General features: G+C 70.7%; 17 protein-coding genes. 9 read left to right on the forward strand and 8 right to left on the reverse strand.

All coding sequences use genetic code 11. The annotated features are described in order from the left end of the window. The first annotated feature begins 587 nt into the window (after positions 1-587). Together FRZ03_RS18665 and FRZ03_RS18670 are read left to right on the forward strand one after the other, a co-directional pair. On the forward strand, positions 588-887 hold the full coding sequence (locus FRZ03_RS18665) for a hypothetical protein (RefSeq protein WP_146466307.1): 300 nt from the start codon (positions 588-590) through the stop codon (positions 885-887). A 104-nt stretch (positions 888-991) separates the two neighbouring features. Continuing rightward, positions 992-1,201 carry a DUF397 domain-containing protein gene (locus FRZ03_RS18670; protein ID WP_146466308.1) on the forward strand — a complete coding sequence of 70 codons (210 nt, stop codon included), beginning with the start codon at positions 992-994 and terminating at the stop codon, positions 1,199-1,201. Between the two features lie 718 nt (positions 1,202-1,919). On the opposite strand, the gene FRZ03_RS41230 is transcribed toward FRZ03_RS18670, so the two are convergent. Together FRZ03_RS41230 and FRZ03_RS18690 are read right to left on the reverse strand one after the other, a co-directional pair. Beyond that, a complete protein-coding gene (locus FRZ03_RS41230) occupies positions 1,920-2,249 on the reverse strand; it encodes a hypothetical protein (protein ID WP_222443392.1) in 330 nt (109 codons plus the stop codon). A 277-nt stretch (positions 2,250-2,526) separates the two neighbouring features. After that, on the reverse strand, positions 2,527-5,313 hold the full coding sequence (locus FRZ03_RS18690; RefSeq protein ID WP_146466309.1) for a helix-turn-helix transcriptional regulator: 2,787 nt from the start codon (positions 5,311-5,313) through the stop codon (positions 2,527-2,529). Positions 5,314-6,169: 856 nt separating this feature from the next. Between FRZ03_RS18690 and FRZ03_RS18700 the strand changes: the two genes are divergently transcribed. From FRZ03_RS18700 to FRZ03_RS39185, 5 genes are all read left to right on the forward strand, one after another. Next, positions 6,170-8,371 carry an FUSC family protein gene (locus FRZ03_RS18700; RefSeq protein ID WP_261399250.1) on the forward strand — a complete coding sequence of 734 codons (2,202 nt, stop codon included), beginning with the start codon at positions 6,170-6,172 and terminating at the stop codon, positions 8,369-8,371. Positions 8,372-8,678: 307 nt separating this feature from the next. Beyond that, positions 8,679-9,593, forward strand: coding sequence for an MBL fold metallo-hydrolase (locus FRZ03_RS18705; protein WP_146466312.1), 915 nt, complete (start codon positions 8,679-8,681; stop codon positions 9,591-9,593). Between the two features lie 22 nt (positions 9,594-9,615). Beyond that, complete coding sequence (locus FRZ03_RS18710) at positions 9,616-11,109, forward strand: carboxylesterase/lipase family protein (RefSeq protein WP_146466313.1); 1,494 nt, start codon at positions 9,616-9,618, stop codon at positions 11,107-11,109. A 61-nt stretch (positions 11,110-11,170) separates the two neighbouring features. Further along, positions 11,171-11,554: a RidA family protein gene (locus FRZ03_RS18715; RefSeq protein WP_070022394.1), complete on the forward strand. Its 384-nt coding sequence runs from the start codon at positions 11,171-11,173 to the stop codon at positions 11,552-11,554. A 280-nt stretch (positions 11,555-11,834) separates the two neighbouring features. Continuing rightward, positions 11,835-12,488, forward strand: coding sequence for a hypothetical protein (locus FRZ03_RS39185; protein ID WP_186785489.1), 654 nt, complete (start codon positions 11,835-11,837; stop codon positions 12,486-12,488). A gap of 274 nt (positions 12,489-12,762) precedes the next feature. On the opposite strand, the gene FRZ03_RS18725 is transcribed toward FRZ03_RS39185, so the two are convergent. From FRZ03_RS18725 to FRZ03_RS41235, 6 genes are all read right to left on the reverse strand, one after another. Beyond that, complete coding sequence (locus tag FRZ03_RS18725) at positions 12,763-13,905, reverse strand: LLM class flavin-dependent oxidoreductase (protein WP_146466314.1); 1,143 nt, start codon at positions 13,903-13,905, stop codon at positions 12,763-12,765. Positions 13,906-13,966: 61 nt separating this feature from the next. After that, a complete protein-coding gene (locus tag FRZ03_RS18730) occupies positions 13,967-15,151 on the reverse strand; it encodes an SfnB family sulfur acquisition oxidoreductase (RefSeq protein WP_146466315.1) in 1,185 nt (394 codons plus the stop codon). A gap of 3 nt (positions 15,152-15,154) precedes the next feature. Further along, entirely contained in the window at positions 15,155-15,709 is a 555-nt protein-coding gene (ssuE, locus tag FRZ03_RS18735; RefSeq protein WP_070022390.1) for an NADPH-dependent FMN reductase, read from the reverse strand. 57 nt (positions 15,710-15,766) lie between these two features. Continuing rightward, the gene (locus FRZ03_RS18740; protein ID WP_146466316.1) at positions 15,767-16,984 is read right to left on the reverse strand and encodes an acyl-CoA dehydrogenase family protein; all 1,218 of its coding nucleotides are present in this window, start codon (positions 16,982-16,984) and stop codon (positions 15,767-15,769) included. A 110-nt stretch (positions 16,985-17,094) separates the two neighbouring features. Continuing rightward, on the reverse strand, positions 17,095-18,213 hold the full coding sequence (sfnG, locus tag FRZ03_RS18745; RefSeq protein WP_146466317.1) for a dimethylsulfone monooxygenase SfnG: 1,119 nt from the start codon (positions 18,211-18,213) through the stop codon (positions 17,095-17,097). 198 nt (positions 18,214-18,411) lie between these two features. After that, a complete protein-coding gene (locus tag FRZ03_RS41235) occupies positions 18,412-18,495 on the reverse strand; it encodes a putative leader peptide (protein WP_350720278.1) in 84 nt (27 codons plus the stop codon). Positions 18,496-18,632: 137 nt separating this feature from the next. Here FRZ03_RS41235 and FRZ03_RS18755 point away from each other — a divergent pair, with 137 nt between their 5' ends. Both FRZ03_RS18755 and FRZ03_RS18760 read left to right on the forward strand, forming a co-directional pair. Beyond that, entirely contained in the window at positions 18,633-19,544 is a 912-nt protein-coding gene (locus tag FRZ03_RS18755) for a LysR family transcriptional regulator (protein WP_186785490.1), read from the forward strand. Positions 19,545-19,972: 428 nt separating this feature from the next. Continuing rightward, a complete protein-coding gene (locus tag FRZ03_RS18760; RefSeq protein ID WP_146466319.1) occupies positions 19,973-21,793 on the forward strand; it encodes an ATP-binding protein in 1,821 nt (606 codons plus the stop codon). Positions 21,794-21,844 lie beyond the last annotated feature (51 nt).

Here is a 21,844-nt window from a genome sequence, read left to right on the forward strand (position 1 = left end):
CCGGGGGCGTGGTCACCAACCAGCCAAGGGGTTGACGACAGTGCCCAAAGCTACAGCCAGACCGCCCATGCAGCACCAGTGGGCGGAGACCGACGTACGGGGCGGCGAGTACACGACATACGCACCCAAGGGCGAGAAGTGCCGTAGGTGCCACAAACCGTTCGGCAGCCTTGAAGCCGTCCGGCGGGTGCAACCGTCCGGCGAGGAACCCAACGGCCGGCCGTACGCGCACATGCGGTGTGCCGAGGCAGGTGACGAGTGATGGCAGTCACCCGAGACCACATTGGTCGGCTGGTCACGAACGGCACCAGTACCGGCGTCCTCCAGGAGATCATCAAGGACTGGGAAGACCCTGCGGCTGCCCCTGGTGAACGCCTCAAGCAGACGGTTGCATTCGTCCGTCCGTCCGCTGGAGGGCGTGAGTGGCTTGCACCGCCCTCCCAGTTGAGCCCGATGAGCGGGGGGCTTCGATGACCTACCGATGCACTGCCGAGATCGAGTTGGACGGTGACGTTCGAGCTCTCGCAGCACAGATCCCTACCCCGCATACGGACATCGAATGGACATCGTTCGACACGCTTCAATGCATGGTCGAGGACGTGCCGCATGCGCACCATGCCGCGTTTCTCCGTACCGGAGCGAGGACCGACCCGGACACGGACGTCTACGTGTGCTGGCGCGACGGCGCGTCCAAGCAGTGGCTCGAAGACATTGAGTGCTGCATGAACAGGCCGAATCCCCTGGGAACCGGCTGCACCATCTTCAAAGACCACCCCGGCCGCTGCGAGTGGCAGTACATCGATCCGGCACAGGTGGCCGCTCAAGCGATGGCTGACCAACTAATCAAGGAATGGGGCCTGTCCCACGTGTTCAGGTCTCGTGAGTGACAACCCCTGAACTCCCATTCCCGGTCCGCTGCCACGCCGGGAGCGGGTTGTAAGACGGCGCGGGGACCGTATCCCCGAAGCAGCACGACGAAGGGATAGGCAACATGACCGCAGTCCCCGCGTTCGAGTTCCGTACGTCTACGGCGTGCACCTACAACAACAGCGACCCCCGCTGTGTCGAGGTGGCGACCAACGTCCCCGGCAAGGTCGCGGTCCGCAACTCCGTGACCGGTGAGACGGTCGAGTTCACGACCGTCGAGTGGACTGACTTCCTGACCAGTGCCAAGGTGGGCGAGTTCGACGTCACGGTGTAGGGAGTCCTCATGGGGCAGTGCCCACAGTGCGGAGGCAGTGCAGAGCCCGACCCGGAGCACTCCGGGGTGCTGTGGTGCCTGTCGTGCTGGCTCGTCTGGACACTGCCCCGTGACCGGACCTGTCCCGGCCACCGGCCCACTCTGATCACTGCGCTTCGCAGGCTGGACGAGGACCGGGATCTACGCCGCTGATCCGCCCCACACTCCGCCCCCGTCGTGTGCCTCCCCCGTGGTGCATGGCGGGGGCTTCTCCCTGCTCAGAGCGGGTTGGTCACGTGACCAACGCATGACCAACAGCGGCCAGGAACGGGCAGAAACAGCAGGTGAGCATGACCAACCCCCACACCCCGAAGTGGGCCCAGAGAGGCCGTATCCGCAGGTCAGCTAATTAATAGGCTGGTGCCCGAGTGGAGAGTTCAAGTCCCCCCTCGGACACTTGCTGGGGCGTTCGTGGGATCATCCCGGAGCGTTCACGAAATACCGGTCGAGTCATGTTACTCGCCGGTATTTCGTCGTTTCCGGGCCTCCAGGCCTCGACTGGCGCGCTGCCAAGTACTCGGAGCGGACAGCTCCCTGCCTCCGGGACAGACGCCCACCATCATCGCGCCTGCCCGCCGTGAGCAGCGGCGTGACGGTGAGACGAGGACAGTCGAGCGGAATCAGCCGTTCGACGGTCCGTCGTCGGTGGCGTCACGACGCTGACCGCTTTCTCTCCCCGTCATGTGTCGAGTGTGAACAGGCGACTGACCAACTCCGGGTAGGTGGCTGCCTCTTCCGGAGTGCCGCCGCAGCTGCGCTCGCAGCGCCAGCCCAGGAGACCGATCGCGGCATCGAGTCCGATCTCGGGGTCACAGCCGTAGGGGTCGAACAGCGGCAAGGAGCCAGCAATGAGCTGCATGCCGAATGGCGAACCCGTCAGGGTCTCGATGACCGTGGTCGACGGCGCGTGATCTCCGAGGACCATGGCCAGGGAGTTGGTGTAGCGGTACGGACCAGGACCCACATGCTCTGCCGTCTCGTCGGCGCCGGTGGGCGCAGTTCTCGACACGGTCGCGGTTGCAGATCCGGGGGCGTGAAAGGCAGGCCAGGGCTGGACGGCTCTCACGCCCCCCAAGGGCAAGGGCGCAGGGGTAGGGCGCCCGGGTGATTCCCTTGTGCGATTCGACGAGTTTGTGCGGTCTCTCGTCGTCGCGCTCCATGAATCTGTCACGCGGAATCCGGTCGTGGTATCTGTCAGCCGACTGCACAGCGACGGCCGTCGCCCTGTCGGGAGACGCCCGGCAGGCGGCACGCGCGGCAGCGCGTACCTGAGGCGTATTCGGCTGTCAGCTCCGGGCGTCGTTATCTGACAGGGTGCCTTCGAGTACGTCGCGGAGTTGCGAGCGGGCGGTGATGCCCAGCTTGGGGAAGACCCGGTAGAGGTGGGAGCCGACCGTGCGCGGTGAGAGGAACAGTTTCTCCCCGATCTCGCGGTTCGTCAGACCCCGGGCCGCCAGCTGGACGATCTGCTGCTGCTGAGGGCTGAGTTCGGTGAAGGCACTGGGCACGACGTCGGTCACCTCAATGCCGGCGGCGCGCAGTTCTGCCTGTGCCCGCTCGGCCCACGGCCGCGCGCCGAGGCGCTGGAAGGTTTCCAGCGCGGCGCTCAGCAGCGGACGGGCCTCGGCGATACGGCGCCGACGTCGGAGCCATTCCCCGTAGTCGAGCCGGGTCTGCGCCCGTTCGAACGGCCACTGCTCACCCGCGGGCTGCGCGAGCGCCGCCTGGAAGAACGGCTCCGCATGCTCGGGATCCGCCAGCAGGGCGCGGCCCCGGTCGGTCAGTGCGGCCACCCGTGCCGACATGCCCGTACCGAGGCGCTTCGCCGACCGTTCCAGCAGCTGTGCGGCGTGCTCCTGCTGTCCTCTGCGGACGGCTGCCGCCGCGAGTTCGGCCAGGACGGTGTAGGAGACGTGGTAGTGGACCGGATCGCCGTCGTCGGTGAACGCGGAGCGGAACTGTGTGTACGCGGTGTCGTAGTCGCCCTCGGCCACTGCCGCCATTCCCAGGGCCCGCCGTGCGAAGACCGCGACGGAGCGGCTCTCCAGCGGGTCGACGAGAGACAGGGCTCGCTCGGCGAGCCGGCGCGCGGCGGGCGCGTCGCCGAGCAGTGCGACCACCGTGGCGTCGAGTGCCTGGGCACACGCCTCGGCATGGTCGAGCCCGGCCGATGACGCCATGGCCGCGATGTCGGCCGCCACCGAGCGGGCCGCGGCCCATCGGCCCTGCTCCAGGCGGGTCCAGCCGGCCGCGCATACCAGTCCGTCCGGGAGCGGGCCATGCGCCTGCCACTGGTCGAAGGCCTCGTCGAAGGTTTGGGCGGCGAGGGTGGTCTGGTCGAGCAGCCAGGCGACGATGGCGAGCGCGGTCAGACGCTGGGCGTCGCCCTTGGCCTCGGCGATGAGCTCGGGCAGCACCGGTGCGAGCAACGCTCCTGCGCCGCCGGGGTCGGAGACGGCCATGACCCAGGCGCGCAGCGCCGCTCCGGCGGCATCGTCGGGCATGCCGGAGAGCAGGCTCTGGAGCTGCTGCCGCTGGGACTCCTCGCCCGAGTAGTAGCGGACCACCGCTGCTGCGGCCAGCGCGTCGAGTACGAGGGGCGACCGGGTGTTCGTTGCCTCGTCGGCGACGCGCATGAGCAGGGCGAAGGCTGCCGTGTGATGGGGGCCAAGAGACATGAGCCGGCCGGTGGCCAGCGCGGCTTTGCCCCGCAGTGCCGGGTTGTCGGTGCACTCGCGGACTGCTGCGGCCAGGTGCTCCACCCAGCCGAGCTGACCGGTGAAGACGGCGCTGGCAGCGGCTTCGGTGAGCAGGCGCGCCCGGTCCTCGCGGTGCGGGCTGAGTTCCGCGGCGCGCTCCTGGGCTGCGGCGGCGGCCGCGAAGCCACCTCGGCGCCGGGCCCGGTCGGCCGTCTGCTGCAAGGCGGCCGATACGTCCTGGTCGGGGCGTACGGTCGCGGCGGCCAGATGCCAGGCGCGGCGGTCGGGCTCCTGGCGCAGCAGTTCCGCGAGAGCCAGGTGTGCCCTGCGGCGTTCCTCGAAGGACGCGGCATGGTAGACGGCGGAGCGGACTAGCGGGTGACGGAAAACGATCCCGGTCCCGTCCTGGCGTACGAGACCGGCCCGGTCCGCGGGCTCCCATGCCTTGTCGTCCGCATCGGGCAGTCCCACGGCGGCTGCCTGCGCGTCCGCCGCGTCGGCGGCCGCGAGCAGTAGCAGGATGCGGCGGGTCGGTTCCGGCAGGTCCGCCGCGTGCCCTGCGAAGATCCGCTCCAGTCGGTCGGTGACTGGCAGCGGGCCCTGCACGCTGCTGCCCTCGGCGTTGCGGATCGCGGTGGCATGGGCGAGTTCCACCAGGGCCAGCGGGTTGCCGGCCGCTTCCTTGAGGATTCGCACACGGGTTCGGCCGGTGGGCGGTGTGGGCTGCCGGTCGAGCAGCCGGTTGGCGGCAGCACCGTCCAGCGGGCCGAGTTCGAGGCGCTCGTACCCCTTGTCGAAGCCGGGCAGTACGGCCGCGGTGCGGACTCCGAGCAGCAGCGTGACGGGCTCGCTGTCCATGCGCCGCGCCACGAAGGAGAGCACGTCCAGAGACGCGCGGTCGATCCACTGGGCGTCGTCGACCACGACCAGCAGCGGGGCGGTCTCCGCCAGGTCCGACAACAAGGTCAGAACCGCCAGACCCACCATCATCCCGTCGGGGGCCTCGGCACACTCGTCGAGCCCCAGGACGGCACGAAGCGCGGAGCGCTGCCGCGATGGCAGACCTTCCGCCTCGCCGAGTACCGGGCGCAGCATCTGGTGAAGACCCGCGAAGCCAAGGTGGGCCTCGGATTCGCTTCCCACCGCTCGCAGCACTCGGTCACCCGCACTCCGTGCGCGATCGGCCGCGATGTCGAGGAGTGTGCTCTTTCCGGCACCGGGGTCACCCGTGAGGATCAACACGTCACTGTGGGACCGATCGGCGCCGACCCGCCGGACTATTTCTGCGGTCTCGCTTTCCCGGCCCACCAGCGCCAGACCGGAATTCCGTATCGAGTAGTGCCGGCCCCCACGAGCCCTTCCATCGTTTTCCACGGATGCTCCAGGGAATTGAGATACCCCAGATACTAGTCGAGCCGTACGTCTCCGCACCGTCAGCCTCGGGATCGCCGCGGCGGGACAGCCGGTCGGCAGGCGCAAACGCCCCATCCGGTGGCCGACCAGCACCGATGCAGTCACGTGACGCATACCCTCGGCTGTTCGTCCGGCCACAGAATCGTGAAGCGAGTACGGTCGCGCCTTTCCGGGGCGGCGGGCAAGCACGATCGTGCGTCGCCGGTGGCGTCGTGCCGTCACAGACGGGGATCACGGAAGCCGGGCATCTCGACCGGAAGGCGCTGACATGGTTACTGGACGCTCGTGGCTGGTCGGATTCGGGTTCCGCACTCCATGCGGTCGGCTTGTACGCCACTTCTACGTCGTCGACGGCATGGCCGGTCCCGAGCAGGCCCGCGAGGCTGCTCTTGAGCGGGCGAACGACCCGGGCGAACGCGCGGCGCATGGAAACCTGCGGCGCGATGACGGCTGTGTCGAGACGCGTCGAATGTCGCGTGACCTTCTGGGCGCCTGGCGGCTGTCCGTCCCAAGTCCGTGCACTGCGTAGCCCCTTGAACCCGGAAGCCATCGCCGACGGGTGCAGGCCTGTCAGCGCTGCGCGGTCGCCGACGCCGGCAAGGGACGCCCACGTGCTGCAGAACCCCCGAAAGCAGTCACCTGACGCATACCGGACGCAACCCCGCATGCCGAGACTGGTGACGCGGGCGGTGGCCGTTCAGCACCTGAAGGCTCCCGTACGGCCGTGCACACGCGAAAAGGACCTACGGAGATCCCCATGGTGGCAAGGACAGCGACATCGTTGTGGGACCGGTTCGCGGCCTTCGACCCTGGGCTCGTGCGTCTGGCCTCCGCGATGCGTGCCGTGCTCGGTACCGCCGCGACCCTCGCCGTGCTGACAGCGCTGCGAGCGCCCGAGACGGCGCTCGTAGTCGGTGGCTTCACCGCGATGACGACGTCACTGGCCGTCAGCGACCTGCACCCGCGCAACCAGCTCATCACGCTCGGACTCGGCGTTCCGCTCTTCCTCGCGTCCCTGGCCGCCGGAGCCGCGCTGACGCCGTACCCGACAGCAGCCAAGCTGGTCTTCCTGGTGGTGATCTACCTCGCCGTTCAGGCCCGCCGGTTCGGCCCGCGAGGGCTTGGCCTGGGGATCTTCGGTTTCATGGCCTTCCTGCTGTCCCAGCTCACCCAGGCCCGGGCAGACCGCCTTCCGGAGTTCGGGGTATCGGTACTGGTTGCGTTCGGGGCCGTCACCGCCGTGTGGTACTGCGTCGGCCCCGTTACGGCGTCCCGAGCCCTGAGGCGGCTGCGGCACGCATTCGACGTGCGTCTGTACGACGTCCTCCGGGACACGGCCGCGATGGTCGCCGCCGGGCAGGACGTCGACACCCGGAGCCGGTCGTTGCAGGACCGTCTCGACAGACTGCACGCGTCAGTGCTGCTGATCGAGGACTTTCTCGATGAGCACGCCGTCGACGAGGACACCGAGGCTCTGCTGCCGCACCTCAGCCGGGTGGAGGTGGCCGCGCAGCGCCTGGCCGTACTGGCGGTCCGCGCGGTCCGCAGCCCGGCGGCCCGCAGTGATCTGGCGGGACGGACGGCGCGACAGCGGCTCGCTCGGCGGATCCGGGCTCTCCGGCACCAGCTCACCGTGGGAACTACTTGCGCGACCGAGCGGTGCGCAGAGGGGTACGAAGGTAGCCCGGCGAACCGGCCGACCGGCTCCGCACTCGTGCTGGACTGCTTTCCCGCGGTCGACGAACTCGCCGAAGCCCTGCGGGTTCTCGGCCCACGGGGTCGCCCGGCAGGACTCGGGACGCCTCCGCGCAGGCCCGCCTCACCCACCTTCGGGGTGCTGCTGCGCAGGGACAGAGCCACCGAAAGCCTGAAGCGGGGAGCCACCCGTCAGGCGTTTCAGGTGACGGCTGCCTCGGCGCTCGCCATCGCGGGCGGTCATCTCCTGTCGCCGCACCTGTGGTACTGGGCCGTCGCGGCCGCATGGGTCGTCTTCATCAAGAACGAGAGCACCGGCGAGGTACTGCTGCAGAGTCTCCGGCGGCTGGCGGGCACTGTCCTCGGCGTGGTGTTCGGCTACGGCCTCGCCGCCCTGGTCGGCGGAGACGGCCCCGTCCTCCTGGTCCTGCTCCTGCTCCTGCTGTGTATGTTCGGGATGTTCTACACCCCGTCGCACGCCTACTGGGCCGTGACGTTCTTCATCACCGGCACGCTCAGCATGCTGCTCGCGGTGATGGACACCTTCTCGACGCAAGTGCTGCTCCTGCGCGTCCAGGAGACCGCACTGGGAGTGTCCTGCGGGACCCTTGCCGCCGTCCTCGTACTTCCCACCACGGTCCGCCACGCCAGTGACGAGGAACTGGTCGGCTTCCTGCGCGTCCTCGACCGCGTCCTGCGGGCCGTCGCATCGGGAAGCACGGACACCGAAACCCCGACGAGCTGGGTCCGCGCGGCACATGACCTCGACCAGGCACTGGAATCCTTCCGCAAGGCCAGTCTGCCTCTCACTCATCCGTTTGCTCCGCAGCGCCGCCGCCGTCACCGCGCCCGGCACCTGCTGGAACTCCTCGAGACCGGCGCTTACCACGCACGGAGCCTGGCCGCCACGGCCGAACGTCTCCCGGCGGGCGTCCCGGAGTGCACCGCCCGCCTCACCGCCGCGGCCGACCGCGCGCACGAGACCGTGACCCACCTGATCCGCGTCACCGGCCATCGACCGGAAAGCGCCTCACCGACGGCACGCCCCACGGTCGTCAGGGCACTGGCCCTGCTCTCGGAGGAGCAACGCGTGAGCCGCAACCGGCGGTCGCCGGAACACCGCCTGCTGCTGCACATCGATCGCCTCGACGTGGCCCTGACCGCGCTCGTACGAGCCTTGGACCCACTTGCCTCGGACCCCGACCGCACCACCGTGGTGCCCTCCGAGAGCGTGGACATCCCGTCGCCGCACCGCCCGGTACAGGCTGCCGCAGTGAGTTGCGCCGTCCTCGCCGACCGGTGCGAACGCGCCCAAGCCGGCTAGCTATAGCTAGATGTGCTGTCCCGGGACGTTGGTGACGCTCCGGGGTATTCGAGCGGCCGGCGGTTGGCTGGCTCAAGCGGCCCGATACGGACCCGTCTCCAGCCTCGTGACCGCAGCGAGGTCGCCATGTGCCCATTGAAGAGGCATCCACCAATGGAACACGGGACAGGAGCCGCCTTTCGCCGGCCTCCCAGGGGAAAGACCCCTGGTCAGAGGTGTACGCACAGGTGCAGTCACGTGACGGATACCGCACCCACCGGGGCCGCTCGTACGGTTGAGTAAATCCCCCGGATTGCAAGGAAATACCATGGAACAGATCACCCTCGGCAATGTCTCCATCACTCGGGTGTGGGAATACTACGGTTCCGTCGAAATGGCGCCCGACACCTTCTTCCCGGAAAGCTCGAAGGAAGTCTGGGAGAACGGTTCCGACTGGCTTGTCCCGCATTTCCTGGATTCCGAGACCAACATTGTGAATTCGGCGATCCAGACCTGGCTGCTGCGCAGCGAGGGCAAGACGATCCTGGTCGACACCGGCGTGGGCAACCACAAGGACCGTCCCTACGCCCCGGTCTGGAACCGCCTCGAAACGGACTTCCTGGCCAACCTCGCCCGGGCCGGTGTCCAGCCGGAGGACGTGGACATCGTGATCAACACGCATCTCCACATCGACCACGTCGGCTGGAACACCTACCTGGACGGGCGGCAGTGGGTGCCGACGTTCCCCAACGCCACCTACCTGATGCCGAAGGACGACTTCGACTTCTGGAACCCCGAGAACGGCCACCAGCCGCTGCTCGGCCGCGGCAACCAGAACGTCTTCGAGGACAGCGTGGCCCCGGTGCACCAGGCCGGCCTGACGCAGCTGTGGGAGAACAGCCACCAGATCGACGCGAACCTGCGCCTGGACGCCGCTCCCGGGCACACCCCCGGCTCCTCCGTGCTGACCCTCACCTCCGGCACGGACCGCGCGGTGTTCGTCGGCGACATGCTGCACAGCCCGGTGCAGATCCTGGAGCCGGACGCCAACAGCTGCTTCTGCGAGAACCCCGCCGAAGCCCGTGCCACCCGCCGCAAGGTGCTGGGCTGGGCGGCCGACAACAACGCGCTCGTGATCCCGGCGCATCTGGGCGGGCACGGCGCCACCGAAGTCGTACGCGAGGGAAGCACCTTCGCCGTGAAGGGCTGGGCGCCCTTCGCCCCGTACACCGAGCAGGGCTGAAGCCCGCGGAAAGGCACCAGAGATGAACCACCACCCCGAACCCGTCGTGACCACCGCGCAGGGAGCCGTCCGCGGTCTGCGCCAGGAGGACGGCACCGCCGCCTTCCTGAACATCCCCTATGCCGCCCCGCCCCTGGGCGCCGGCCGGTTCGCGCCGCCCGAGCCGCACGAGCCGTGGGACGGCGTGCGGGACGCCACCGTCCCCGGACCCAACGCGCCGCAGTCCGAGCGCAAGCTCGGCAGCATCGACATGGCCCCCTACTTCGGCCCCGGCTGGAGCCGCGGCGAGGACTACCTCACCGTCAACGTCTGGACGCCCGCCGTCGCGCAGAGCGACCTGCCGGTCATGGTGTTCGTGCACGGCGGCGGCTTCGTCGCCGGATCCACGCGGTCCGCGATGTACGACGGTTCCGCCTTCGCCCGCGACGGCGTCGTCCTCGTCACGCTCAACTACCGGCTCGGCATCGCCGGGTTCCTGGACCTGCCCGGCGCCCCGGCCAACCGCGGTCTGCTCGACGTCGTCGCCGCGCTGCGCTGGGTGAGGGAGAACATCGCCGGGTTCGGCGGTGACCCAAAGAACGTGACGCTCTTCGGCCAGTCGGCCGGGGCCACCGTCGTCGGCGGCGTCCTCGCCACCGCGGAGGCCGCGGGCCTGTTCCGCCGGGCGATCGTGCAGAGCGGCAGCGGACTGGGCGCGTTCAGCACCGAGCAGGCCGCCCGAGTCACCGCCGCGGCTGCCGAGGTCCTGGGCGTCGAGCCGCACGTGGACGCCTTCGCGGAGATCTCCGACGAGCGTCTGGTGGAGGCCGCCTCCAAGCTCGCGGGCATCGACCTGCAGACCGCCACCCACGGCGACCCGCTGATCGGTCTGAGCCCCTTCAGTCTGGTCCTGGACACCCAGCCCGCCGAAGCCGTCGCCGCAGGCCTCGCCGCCGACGTCGACCTGCTCATCGGCACCAACACGGAAGAGGGCAACCTCTATCTGGTCCCGGTGGGCAGGTACGCCACCTCGACCGCAGCCGACGTCGACGACGCGGCGGCGCGCTCGCACCCGGATCCGGCGCGGCTCGTCGAGACCTACCGCACGTCACGCCCCGAGGCCTCCTTCGCGGAACTGCGCTCGGCCATCATGGCCGACGCCCTGTTCGGCGCGGGTACCCGCGCTCTGGCCGACGCCCATGCCGCCCATCCGAAGTCCGTCACCTACGCGTACGAGTTCGCCTGGCGCTCCCAGGCCCTGGACGGAGAACTCGGCGCCACCCACGCCGTCGAGCTGCCCTTCGTCTTCGACCTCGCGGACCGGCCCGAGCTGAACGGCCCCGCCGCCCTGCTCGGCCCCGACAAGCCCCCGGCGGATCTCGCGGACCGCATGCACGAGACCTGGATCCGGTTCGCCGCCACCGGCGACCCGGGCTGGGACCCCTACGACACCGACCGCAGGGCCACGATGCACATCGACGCCGAGTGGACCCAGGTCGACGACCCCCGCAGCCAGGAACGACAGGCCTGGAGCTGACGCCCGTACCGCTCTCGCCTGCTCATCCCCTCCAAGGACCACCACCGCTTCAAGGAACACCGTGACCAGAACCGTCATCACCACCGAGCACGCCCCCTCTCTCCCGGCCCCGCTGTCCCAGGGCATCCGCAAGGGACCCGTCCTGCAGGTATCCGGACAGCTCCCGTTCGACCCGACCACCGGCGAGGTCGTCGGCACGACGGTCGCCGAGCAGACCGCACAGGTCCTGCGCAACGTCACCGCCGTCCTCAAGGCGGCCGGCGCGGGGCTGGAAGACGTCGTGATGCTCCGCGTCTACCTCACCGACCCCACCCACCTGCCCGAGCTGAACGAGGCGTACGCCGCAGCCGTCGGCGAGCCCTTCCCCGCCCGCACCACCGTCTACATGCAGCTCCCGCCGGGACTCCTCGTGGAGATCGACGCCCTGGCCGTGCTGGACGACTGACACAGCCACAGGACAAGGCCGGTCCGGCGCGGTTCAAAGGGGGACCGCGCCGGACCGGCCAGCCATTCCAGACAGCGGAAAGGGGGAGGACAGGGTGGATGGCCGTCTGCCGAAGGCGTGCATCAACCTGAGAGTTGTTCCCGCGGACCTGCTGGACGCCCTGTGCTCCCTGTCCGGGCGCCCTTCACCGCCTTCAGGGCCTCATCCGGTACGCCGGGTCCATGGTCAGGTGCTCCACGCAGCGGCTTCGCTGCCGCCGGGCGCGGTGCAACCGGGCGACGTGAGCGCGGCCACCGAGGTACGCGCCGGCCTCCTGAACGCCGACGTACCGCCCGCGTCGGACGCCGCCGCCCGCTGCATCCAGCACACGGTCGACGACCTGGGCCCCGCCGACCTCTGGACGCTGGCCCGCGACACCGCCATGACCCGCGACGACCTCGCATGGGGCGCCGGCGCGGCCCTGGCGCGGGAACGCCTCGCACAACCCGACCCCCTCGACGAACTCGCCGCGCAGGCCATCGTGGACGAACTCGCCGAACGGACCCCCTGTCGGTGGGGCCGTCATCACACCGACGCCGTTCGTGCCGCGCTGTACCGGACTCTGGCCGACCTCGCCGACGTCCTCCTCGAAGTGTCGGAGTCCACCCCGACGCCCCTGGACTGGACCGCCGACGACGACGGATGGCGGGCCTCGGCCGTGATCGGCGGAGTGGTCCACGACGGGGTGGTCCAGAAGGCGGAGCACGCGCCCTCACAGCCCGTCTGGCACCACCCGTCACCCCCAGCCGCACGTACCGCTTGGCAGTGGCGGATCACGAACGGACCGACCGGGCGCGCCTCCCACGGCTGCGGGCCGGTCCCCTCCGCGCTCGCGGCACGGCACGCCGCCGAGTGCGCGATCACGGCACTCGCCGCCGGAAGATGCAGTCTGTGAAGGGCGCGACGATTCGTTCCGTTCTCGAAGTACGACGTCGACCGCGCCCTGAGCAGATGCCGGGACGGCCAGGGCAGCGGGAAACGATCTACGCGAGCGCGGGAAACGACCTCTGCCCGCCCTCGAGAGTTGGCGTGGCTTTCTCCCCTCTTGCGGCCACGTCCTTCAAATAGCGCGGCATTACAGGGCGAACGTTGCTTGATGCGGCACTGGCCGCCGTCACACCACCACACTCTGCCACCGCCGTATGGGCACTCAGGTCCCTCCGGCGTGGTCAGCCGGCGAACGGCACGCGGGCTGCGTCGGTGAGCGGCGTGCCGGGCGGGGGCGTCCACAGGCCCGCCGCTGCCAGCCGGGGCAGGACGCCCTCGCCGAACCAGTACGCCTCCTCCAGGTGCGGATAGCCGGAGAGCACGAACTCCTCGATGCCCAGAGCGGCGTACTCCTTGATCCGCTCGGTGACCTCCTCGTGGCTGCCTACCAGGGAGGTGCCCGCTCCGCCCCGCACCAGGCCGATGCCGGCCCACAGGTTGGGGTGGATCTCCAGCCGGTCGGTGCTGCCCCCGTGCAGGGCCAGCATGCGCCTCTGGCCCTCGGACTCGCTGCGGGCCAGTCCCTCCTGCACCGACCGTACGGTGGCCTCGTCGAACCCGGCCAGCAGGCGGCGGGCCTCGGCCCACGCGGCTTCGGAGGTGTCCCGGGTGATGACGTGCAGCCGGACACCGAAACGCACGGTGCGGCCCTGGGCCGCCGCGAGCCCGCGTATCCAGGCGATCTTCTCGGCGACCTGGGCAGGTGGCTCGCCCCAGGTGAGGTACACGTCGCTGTGCCGGGCCGCGATGTCGCCCGCGATCGGCGAGGAACCGCCGAAGTACACCTCGGGCACCGGGTCGGGCAGCCTGTCCAGCTTCGCCCCCTGGACCCGCAGGTGCTCGCCGTGCGCGTCGACGGTCTTGCCCTCCCACAGCGCCCGGACGATCTCCAGGAACTCCCCGGTACGGCGGTAGCGGTCGTCCTTGTCGAGGAAGTCGCCGTAGGCGCGCTGTTCGTGGCTCTCGCCGCCGGTGACGACGTTGAGCAGGAGCCGCCCGCCCGTCTGCTGCTGGAAGGTGGCGGCCATCTGCGCGGCGAGCGTGGGGGAAGTGAGGCCGGGGCGGAAGGCGACCAGGAACTTCAGCCGCTCGCTGTGCTGGGCGACCATCGCGGTGGTCAGCCAGGCGTCCTCGCACCAGGCGCCGGTCGGCGTGAGCGCGGCCTCGAAGCCCAGGTTCTCCGCGGCGCGGGCGATCTGGCTCAGATAGGCGACCGTCGGCGGCCGGCTCCGGCCCAGGGATCGGGCCGGTGTGCCGTGACCGCCGCCGACGACATCGCGGCTGTCGCCGTTGGTGGGCAGGAACCAGTGAAAGGTGAGGGACACGTGAGTCTCCGTGTGAGGAAGCAGCGGGGCGCGCCGTCCGGACGCGCGTCGGGGGAGGAGGTCACAGCAGGCCGTGGCGGGGCGGTCTGGTGCCGGTGAGGGCGTGGCGTCCGATGTGCTGGATCTTCCAGCGCACGGGGTCGTGCAGGGTGTGGGTGCGGGCGTCGCGCCAGTGGCGGTGCAGGTTGAGGGAGGCGAGCGCCGACCGGGTGCCGGAGACCTCGAAGAGAGCGTTCGCGACCTCCACCGCGCTCTGCGCGGCCTGGACCTTGGCGGCGGCTACGGCGATCGACGCGGCCGCCGCCGTGTCGTCGGTCAGGTCGGCACGGGCGATGTCCACGGTGCGCGCGGCCTCCCGCAGCAGCGCCTCCGCCGCCCGTACCTGGATGGCGAGTTCGCCGAAGCGCTGGATCAGCAGGGGATCCTCGGCGGCCGTCTCCAGACCGCTCTCGAACCAGGGGCGGCTCTTCGTGCGGACGAAGGCGGCCGCCTCGGCGAGTGCTCCCCGGGCGATGCCGGCGTCGATCGCGGCGTGCAGCAACTGGGCGGTGGAGCCGTGCAGTTGCGGTCCCTCGAAGGTGAGGTGGTGGGGCAGGACCCGGTCGGCGGGAACGACCACGTCCGCCAGCCGCACGGTGCCGCTGGCTGTCGTGCGCTGGCCGAGGCCGTCCCAGTCGTCCACGACCGTGACGCCCGGCGCGTCGCTCGGCACGTAGGCCACGTGCAGCCGGTCGTCCTCGGCGAGGGCCAGGACGGGGATCCAGTGGGCGAACAGGGCGCCGGTGCAGTAGTTCTTGACGCCGGTCAGCAGGAAGGAGCCGTCGGGCCGGGGCGTCAGGCGGGTACGGAAGTCCTGGACGTGTCGGGTGCCCGCCTCGGACTGGGCGTTGCCGAGCCGCCGCCCGGCGAGCAGTTCGGCGGAGAAGAACGCCTGCTGCTCGGCCGTGCCCTGACGGCGGATGACGTTGACGTAGGCGAAGTGGCTCTGCGGAATCTGCGCGATGCTGGCGTCGGCGGTGGCCAGCAGCCGGAAGATCTCGGCGAGGGTGGCGGCCGAGACATCGGCGCCGCCGTGCTCCGCGGGGACGGTGACGGCGAGCAGACCCGACCGGGAGAGCCGGTCGAGTTCGGCGTGCGGCAGCCGCCGCTCGGCGTCGCGCTCGGCGGCACCCGCCCGGAACTCCTCGGCCAGCTCGGCGGCGACCCCGAGGGCCTCGACGTCGTCGGCGATGACGTGTGCGGTCATGGCTCAGCCCGCCGAAGCCAGCAGGGGCGTACGGCGCAGGGCCGCGGAGAACTGGTCGACGACCCGGCCCAGTGCCGCCGCGCCGGCCGGAGCGACGGTGACGGAGCCGTTCTGGTCCACGGTGATGTCCGTGTCGAGGGTGAACCACCCCTGCACGATGTGCGCGGCGCCCATCGAGCTGAGCACCGGCCGCAGCGCGTAGTCGACGGCGAGGACGTGTGCGGTGGACCCGCCGGTGGCCAGCGGCAGCACGGTCTTGTCGGCCAGCGCGTACTGCGGGAGCAGGTCCAGGAGCGCCTTGAGCACCCCGGAGTAGGCGGCTTTGTAGACGGGGGTGGCGATCACGACCCCGTCCGCTGCCGCGAACAACTCGGTGGTCTCGACGATCGCGGGATGCCGGAAGTCCGCGCCGAGCAGGGCCTCGCCGGGGATCGTACGGACGTCGAGCGGGATCACCTCGTGGCCCTGGGCGGTCAGCCGCCGATCGAGGTGGCGCAGCAGGCGGTCGGTACGGGAGGTCTTGGAGGGGCTGCCGGAGACGGACAGGACGGTGGCCATGGGGTTCTCGATTCGGGAAGGCGGGGCGCCGCACCCGGGTGCGGCGCCCCGCAGCGGTCAGGAGTACCAGGTGGGTTCGGGCAGCGTGCCTTCGAGGACCCAGCGGCCGACCTCGCGCCGCTTGTAGGCGACGGGGTCGTGCAGGGTGTGGGTGCGGACGTTGCGCCAGAAGCGGTCGAGACCCTCGGCGGTGGCCGTGGCGCGGGCACCGGTGACCTCGAAGATCCGGCTGGAGATCTCCAGGGCGACATCGGTGGCGCGGGCCTTGGCCGCGGCCACCCGGACCTCGAACTCGCCGCGCGCCTGCTCGGTGACCGCGTCGGGGTCGTCGTGCAACCGCTGGCCCTCGGCGGCGACGGCGTCGGCGAGGGCTTCCACCGCCCACAGCTTCGAGGTGAGGTCGCCGTAGGTGTCGATGACGTACGGCTCATCGACGGCGCGGTCGTAGCCGCCGTGCAGCCAGGACCGGGACTTCTCCCGGGTGTAGGTGGCCGCGGTCTGCAGGGCACCGCCCGCGATGCCGAGGTAGAGGCTGACGAAGACCAGCTGGATGGTGGGGACGTTGAGGGTGTTGTAGACGCGAGGTGTGAACTCGCCGTCGACGTAGCCGGCCGCCGACGACCAGGGAGTACGGACCCCGTCGAGGGTGACCCCGCCGCTCTCGGTGAGCCGCTGGCCGATGTTGTCCCAGTCGTCGTGGAAGGTCAGGCCCGGGCTGTCGGAGGACACGATCGCGAAGACATGCCGGTCGGTGCCTTCGAAGACGCCTTCCAGGACGGTGACGTCGGAGACCTTGCTGCCGGTGGAGAACGTCTTGCGGCCGGTGAACACCAGCTCGTCGCCGTCCTCGGTCACCACGACGTCCGCGTCCCGAGGATTTACGGCCCCGCCGAAGAACCAGCGGTTGCGGGCGGCCTCGGCCTCGACGTGCTCCCACTGCTCACGCGTGCCGACGAGCCGGGCTGCCCAGTTCCACAGGTAGTGATAGCCCAGGAGCTGGCCGATGGAGCCGTCGGCCTTGGAGACCTCGCGGACCACCCGGTAGGCGGTGACCCAGTTCTCACCCGCGCCTCCGTGCTCGACCGGGCCCAGCAGCGTCACCAGGCCGGAGTCCTTCAGCAACTCGACCTCGGCGTACGGGGTGGCACCGGCCTGGTCGCGTGCGGCGGCGTCGGTGGCGAGGACCGAGGCGACCTCGGCGGCGCGGGCGATCCACTCCTCGGCGGTCCGCGGGACCGGACGGGTCTGCCAGTCGGGCAGGGCGGAGGTGCTCATGCGGGTGACCTCTTTCGTGATGTGCGTGCTGCGGTGGGTGGATCTGGTGCTGTGGCCGGCGGAAGTACGCGGCGCAGGTGGCTGGGCGGGGTTGCTCGGGCGCGGTCGGCTCAGGCGGGCCGGGCCGCGGGCTCCGGCTCGTTGTCGCCGAGCCGCGCCTCGAGCTCGCGCACCAGCGGCAGCACCCGCTTGCCGAAGTAGGCGACCTCCTCGTGGTAGTGGAGGAAGCCGAGCAGCAGCAGGTCCACGCCGAGCTTGCGGTAGGCGACGATCCGCTCGGCGACCTGCTCGGGGGTACCGATCAAACCGGTACGGAAACCGTCGTTGTACTGGACGAGGTCCTCGAAAGTGGAGTTCTCCCACATGCCCTTGCCGTCGGGGGTGGACCGCCCGGCCTGCTTGACCGCCGCACCGAAGCCGTCGACGGCCTCCCGGTCCGCCTTGGCGACGATCTCGCGCAGCGTGTCGCGGGCCTCGGCCTCGGTGTCCCGGGCGATGAGAAAGCCGTTGAGGCCGAACTTCGGTGCGGTGCGCCCGGCCTGGCGGGCGGCGGCGCGGACGTCGGTGAGCTGCTCGACGACACCGTCGAAGTCCCTGCCGTTGGAGAAGTACCAGTCGGAGACCCGTCCGGCCATGGCCCGGGCCGCGGTGGAGTTGCCGCCCTGGAAGATCTCGGGGTGGGGACGCTCGGGGGTGTTGAGCGGTTTGGGCTTGAGGGAGAAGTCGCGCAGCCGGTAGAAGTCGCCGGCCAGCTCGGTGTGGTCCTCGGTCCAGATCTGGCGCAGGGCCCGGATGAACTCCTCGGCGCGCCGGTAGCGTTCGTCGTGCTCCAGCCATGGCTCACCGAGCGCGGTGAACTCATCCTTGAACCAGCCGCTGACGACGTTCACGGCGAAGCGGCCGTGGGAGAGGTGGTCGGCGGTGGCACCGAGCTTGGCGAGGACGCCGGGGTGCCACAGACCGGGGTGCACGGCGGCGATGACCTTCAGCCGCTCGGTGGCGAGCAGCAGGGCCAGGCTGAAGCTGGTCGACTCGTGCTGGTACTCGGCGCCGTAACTGGCCATGTACCGGACCTGACTGAGGGCGTACTCGAATCCGTTGTTCTCGGCGAGCACGGCGAGTTCGCGATTGTATTCGTATCCCCAGTCGGTGCGCTGTTCAATGGTGCTGGTGACCAGACCGCCGCTGACATTGGGAACCCAGTAGGCGAATTTAATGGGCGCGGGCATGCGGAACTCCTGTGGCGGAACATGAGAATGCACGGTGATATGCGTGGGCGCGAGGCAGGGCTGATGGCGCGGATGGGCCGCAGGGGAGCCGGGCCGGCCTGTGACGGCACGCCGTACCGGGTCCAAGCCGGTCGCTCAGCGGGTGCGTGAGCCGGTCAGACGGTACGAACGTGGGGAAGAAAGGCGGCGGATCGCAGATCAGGCCGCAGCACGACAGGAGGCGCTGGAAACGCGTGCGAGGTCGACATGGCGTCGCCGCGTGAGTTCCAGTCGCTTCTTCATGCCATTGATCCTGGCAGGACGCCGCGCGGGCCGTCAAGGGAAAACCAACTCATTCCAGGCCGTTGACCATGGGATTTCACGAACCTGTGACAGGGAAACCCTTGAACGGCCCGCCGATTCGGACACACGATGCCGGAATGCGGACCGAACAGCTCGAATACATAGCCACGGTGACCCGGCTCGGCTCACTGCGCCGGGCGGCGGAGGAATTGCATATTTCACAGCCCGCGCTGAGCGAGACCGTCCGGAACCTGGAGCGGGAGCTGGGGGTCGACCTCCTGGACCGCAAGCGGTCCGGGGCGACGATGAGCGCGGAGGGCAGGGAGCTGCTGCCGCACATCGTGCGGGTGCTGGAGGCGGTGGACCGGCTGCGCGCCGCGGCCGGGGAGCAGCACCGGATCAGCCGCATGGTGCGGGTCGGCACGGTGAACGCGGCGACGGTGCCGCTGCTGGTGCCGGTGGTGCGGACGTTCCGGACGGCACACCCGTTGACCCAGGTCGAGGTGGTGGGGGCGCAGCAGACGGAGATTCAGCGGGCCCTGGCCGAAGGCGCCTTCGACCTCGGACTCGTCAACCACCTCGAGGGTGACGACATACCGGCCGGCGTGGACTGCACTCGCCTGCTGCGGGGCCGGCCCGTGGTGTGCATGCGTCCCGACAGCCCGCTCGCCTCGCGTCGCGTCGTGACCCTCCCGGAACTGCTGACGCAGCCGCTGATCGCGATGCGCTCCGGATACGTCATGCACCGGCTGGTGCACCGGCTCCTGGGCGGCGCCGTCCCCGCCTTCTCGTACTCGACGGACGGCGCGGAGATGGGCAAGCTGATGGTGGCCGAAGGGCTCGGGGTGACCGTCCTGCCGGACTTCAGCGTGGTCGGCGACCCCCTGCAGCGCATCGGCACGATCACCCATCGGCCGCTCGCCGGTGACGTCCCCCGTGTTCTGCTCACGCTCCAGCGCCGCAAGGCCGACTCCGTGCCACAGGCCGCGCAGGACCTGCATGAGGTGTTCGTCCGCCGGGCCCGGGAACTGGACGGCGCCGCCTGCTGATACGTCGGCGGCGGGGCCGGCGTGAAAAGGATCTGGGCTGCTGCTCGGATGCCCTGATCCGGCTGCGGAGTGCACAGTTGGCTGGAAAGTGACGTTGACCGATGGGATCGAGTGTCCGAACGACGTCCGCTTGATAACAGTTTGACGAAAGGTCAGTGCGCGGCGCGGTGCCGCCGTCCTGTGGCGACAGGTTGAGGGGGTAGACAACTTCTTTACCACACACGGACGTTCCGTCGATCGGTTCGCGACGAACTCCGGTTGGCGGCGAACTGTGCTGCCAGTCAGATTTTCTGGCGCGTCAGTGTGGCTAGCATGAGCAGGTACCCGGTCGGAAGATCGTCGTCCTCTTGGCGCCCCCCTTTCCGGCCCGCGGCCGCCGTGCGTCGGCGGCCCGTTTCTCCTGATCTCTTGGACCGAGGGACCGCGGAATGTCACTGCCTGCACCGCTCAGTCAGCAACGGCCGACGAAGGCGCCGCGCACCTCGCCGGCCGTGCCCCTGGCCGTGCTGGTGCTCGGCGCGGCGGCCGGCGGCGTGGCCGTCGTCCTGGCGCCGTCCGGTGCCGGCACCTGGGCGCTGACCGTGGTCGCGGTCGCCTGGGTGTGCCTGGCCGCGGCCGTCCTCGTCGGCCACCGGCTCGTGGCGCGGGCCCGGCGCACGGCCGCCGCGCAGACCGCCGAGGCCGGCCGTCTCAAGGCGCAGGCGGCGCAGCTGTCGGCCGAGACCGCGCACCTGGCCAACGTGACGCTGCCCGCCGTGGCCGACCGCCTGCGCGAGGGCATGAGCGCGGCCGACGCGCTGGGCGGTGTCACCCAGCCGTCGGACCCGCAGCTGGGGCGGATCGGGTACGTCTTCGCCGCCGCCGTCGAGGAACACGTGCGGCGCGCGGCCGCGTCGGACGGCGAGCGCCGGCGGGCCCGGGACGAGCTGGACGAGATGGTCGCCGCGCTGGAACGGGTGGCGCGGGAGACCCTGCCCGCCGCCCTCGCGGGACTGCGCGAGGGCGCGTCCGCCGACACGGTGCTCGCCGAACTCGACCTGCCCCGGCTGCCCGCGGTCCGCATCCCGACCGAGTCGTATGTGCGCGAACTCGCCCGCAGCGAGCGGCGCGCCGCCGCCGCGCAGGCCGCCTCCGCCAAGGCGCTCAGCCGCGTCCAGGCCAAGTCCGTCAGCATGCTCGCCGACCTGCGGGAGATGCAGGAACGACACGGCGAGGAGGTCTTCGGCGACCTGCTGAAGCTGGACCACAGCACCTCTCAGCTCGGCCTGATGACCGACCGGCTGGCGTTGCTCATGGGCGGCCGGTCCAGCCGCGCCTGGAACAAGCCGATCGTGATGGAGAGCATCCTGCGCGGCGCCGTCGGCCGCATCGCCGCCTACCAGCGGGTGCGTCTGCACTGCTCCACCACCGCCGCGATCTCCGGCTTCGCCGCCGAGGGCGTCATGCATCTCCTCGCCGAACTGATGGACAACGCCGCGAACTTCTCCCCGCCCATCGACGAGGTGCACGTCTACGTCGAGGACCGCAGCGCCGGCCTGGTCGTCACCATCGAGGACAGCGGCCTGAAGATGGCCGACGCGGCCATGCGCCGCGCCGAGGAGGCGGTGTCCGGCCGCATGACCGACCTCGCCTCGCTCCAGGGCACCCGGCTCGGCCTCGCCGTGGTCGGACGGCTCGCGGTGAAGTACGGCATCAGCGTCAACTACCGCCCCTCGTCGCGCGGCGGCACCGGTGTCGTCGTCCTGCTGCCCCCGCAGCTGATCGCCCAGCAGCGCGAGGCGGTGGCGCCCGGGGCCGTCGGCCGTGCCACCGCGGGAACCGTGCCCACACCGGGCCCCGCACCGGCACCCGCCCCGGCCCCGGTGCCCGGGCCCGCCGCGCGCCCCGGCGTCCCGGAGCGGCCCGCCGTCCGGCCGGAGCCGCCCGTGCAGGAGCAGCACGCGCGCGCCGCCGGCTCCACGCCGAACGGCCTGCCCGTACGCGCGCCCGGCCGCACCATGGCCGAGGCCGAACGGGGGCGCGAGCAGCGCCGGTCGGCCTCCGACACGAGGTCCGAAGCGGTGCCCGGGACGGGGTCCTACGCGGCGTCCGACGCGGCATCCGAGGCGGTGGACGCGGCCCGCCCGGAGCAGCGTCCGGCGCGGGACGCCGGCGCACGGTTCGGCGCCTTCCACCGCGGGCGCCGGTCCGCGCGGGGCGCCGCCGAGTCCGATGCCCGGTCCGAGGCCGAGCCGCCGCCCGCCCCGTAGCCGCCGACCCCTTTCCCGTACGGCGCCCAGGGCGCCGGCGCCCGCTTCCGC

It is taken from the genome of Streptomyces misionensis, assembly GCF_007896895.1.
Taxonomy (GTDB): domain Bacteria; phylum Actinomycetota; class Actinomycetes; order Streptomycetales; family Streptomycetaceae; genus Streptomyces; species Streptomyces misionensis_A.

Coding starts and splice junctions, on each gene's coding strand:
- FRZ03_RS18665 (WP_146466307.1), top strand. CDS start 588: ATGGTCGAGGACGTGCCGCATGCGCACCATGCCGCGTTTCTCCGTACC.
- FRZ03_RS18670 (WP_146466308.1), top strand. CDS start 992: ATGACCGCAGTCCCCGCGTTCGAGTTCCGTACGTCTACGGCGTGCACC.
- FRZ03_RS18705 (WP_146466312.1), top strand. CDS start 8,679: ATGGAACAGATCACCCTCGGCAATGTCTCCATCACTCGGGTGTGGGAA.
- FRZ03_RS18710 (WP_146466313.1), top strand. CDS start 9,616: ATGAACCACCACCCCGAACCCGTCGTGACCACCGCGCAGGGAGCCGTC.
- FRZ03_RS18730 (WP_146466315.1), bottom strand. CDS start 15,151: ATGACCGCACACGTCATCGCCGACGACGTCGAGGCCCTCGGGGTCGCC.
- ssuE (WP_070022390.1), bottom strand. CDS start 15,709: ATGGCCACCGTCCTGTCCGTCTCCGGCAGCCCCTCCAAGACCTCCCGT.
- FRZ03_RS18740 (WP_146466316.1), bottom strand. CDS start 16,984: ATGAGCACCTCCGCCCTGCCCGACTGGCAGACCCGTCCGGTCCCGCGG.
- sfnG (WP_146466317.1), bottom strand. CDS start 18,213: ATGCCCGCGCCCATTAAATTCGCCTACTGGGTTCCCAATGTCAGCGGC.
- FRZ03_RS41235 (WP_350720278.1), bottom strand. CDS start 18,495: ATGAAGAAGCGACTGGAACTCACGCGGCGACGCCATGTCGACCTCGCA.
- FRZ03_RS18755 (WP_186785490.1), top strand. CDS start 18,633: ATGCGGACCGAACAGCTCGAATACATAGCCACGGTGACCCGGCTCGGC.
- FRZ03_RS18760 (WP_146466319.1), top strand. CDS start 19,973: ATGTCACTGCCTGCACCGCTCAGTCAGCAACGGCCGACGAAGGCGCCG.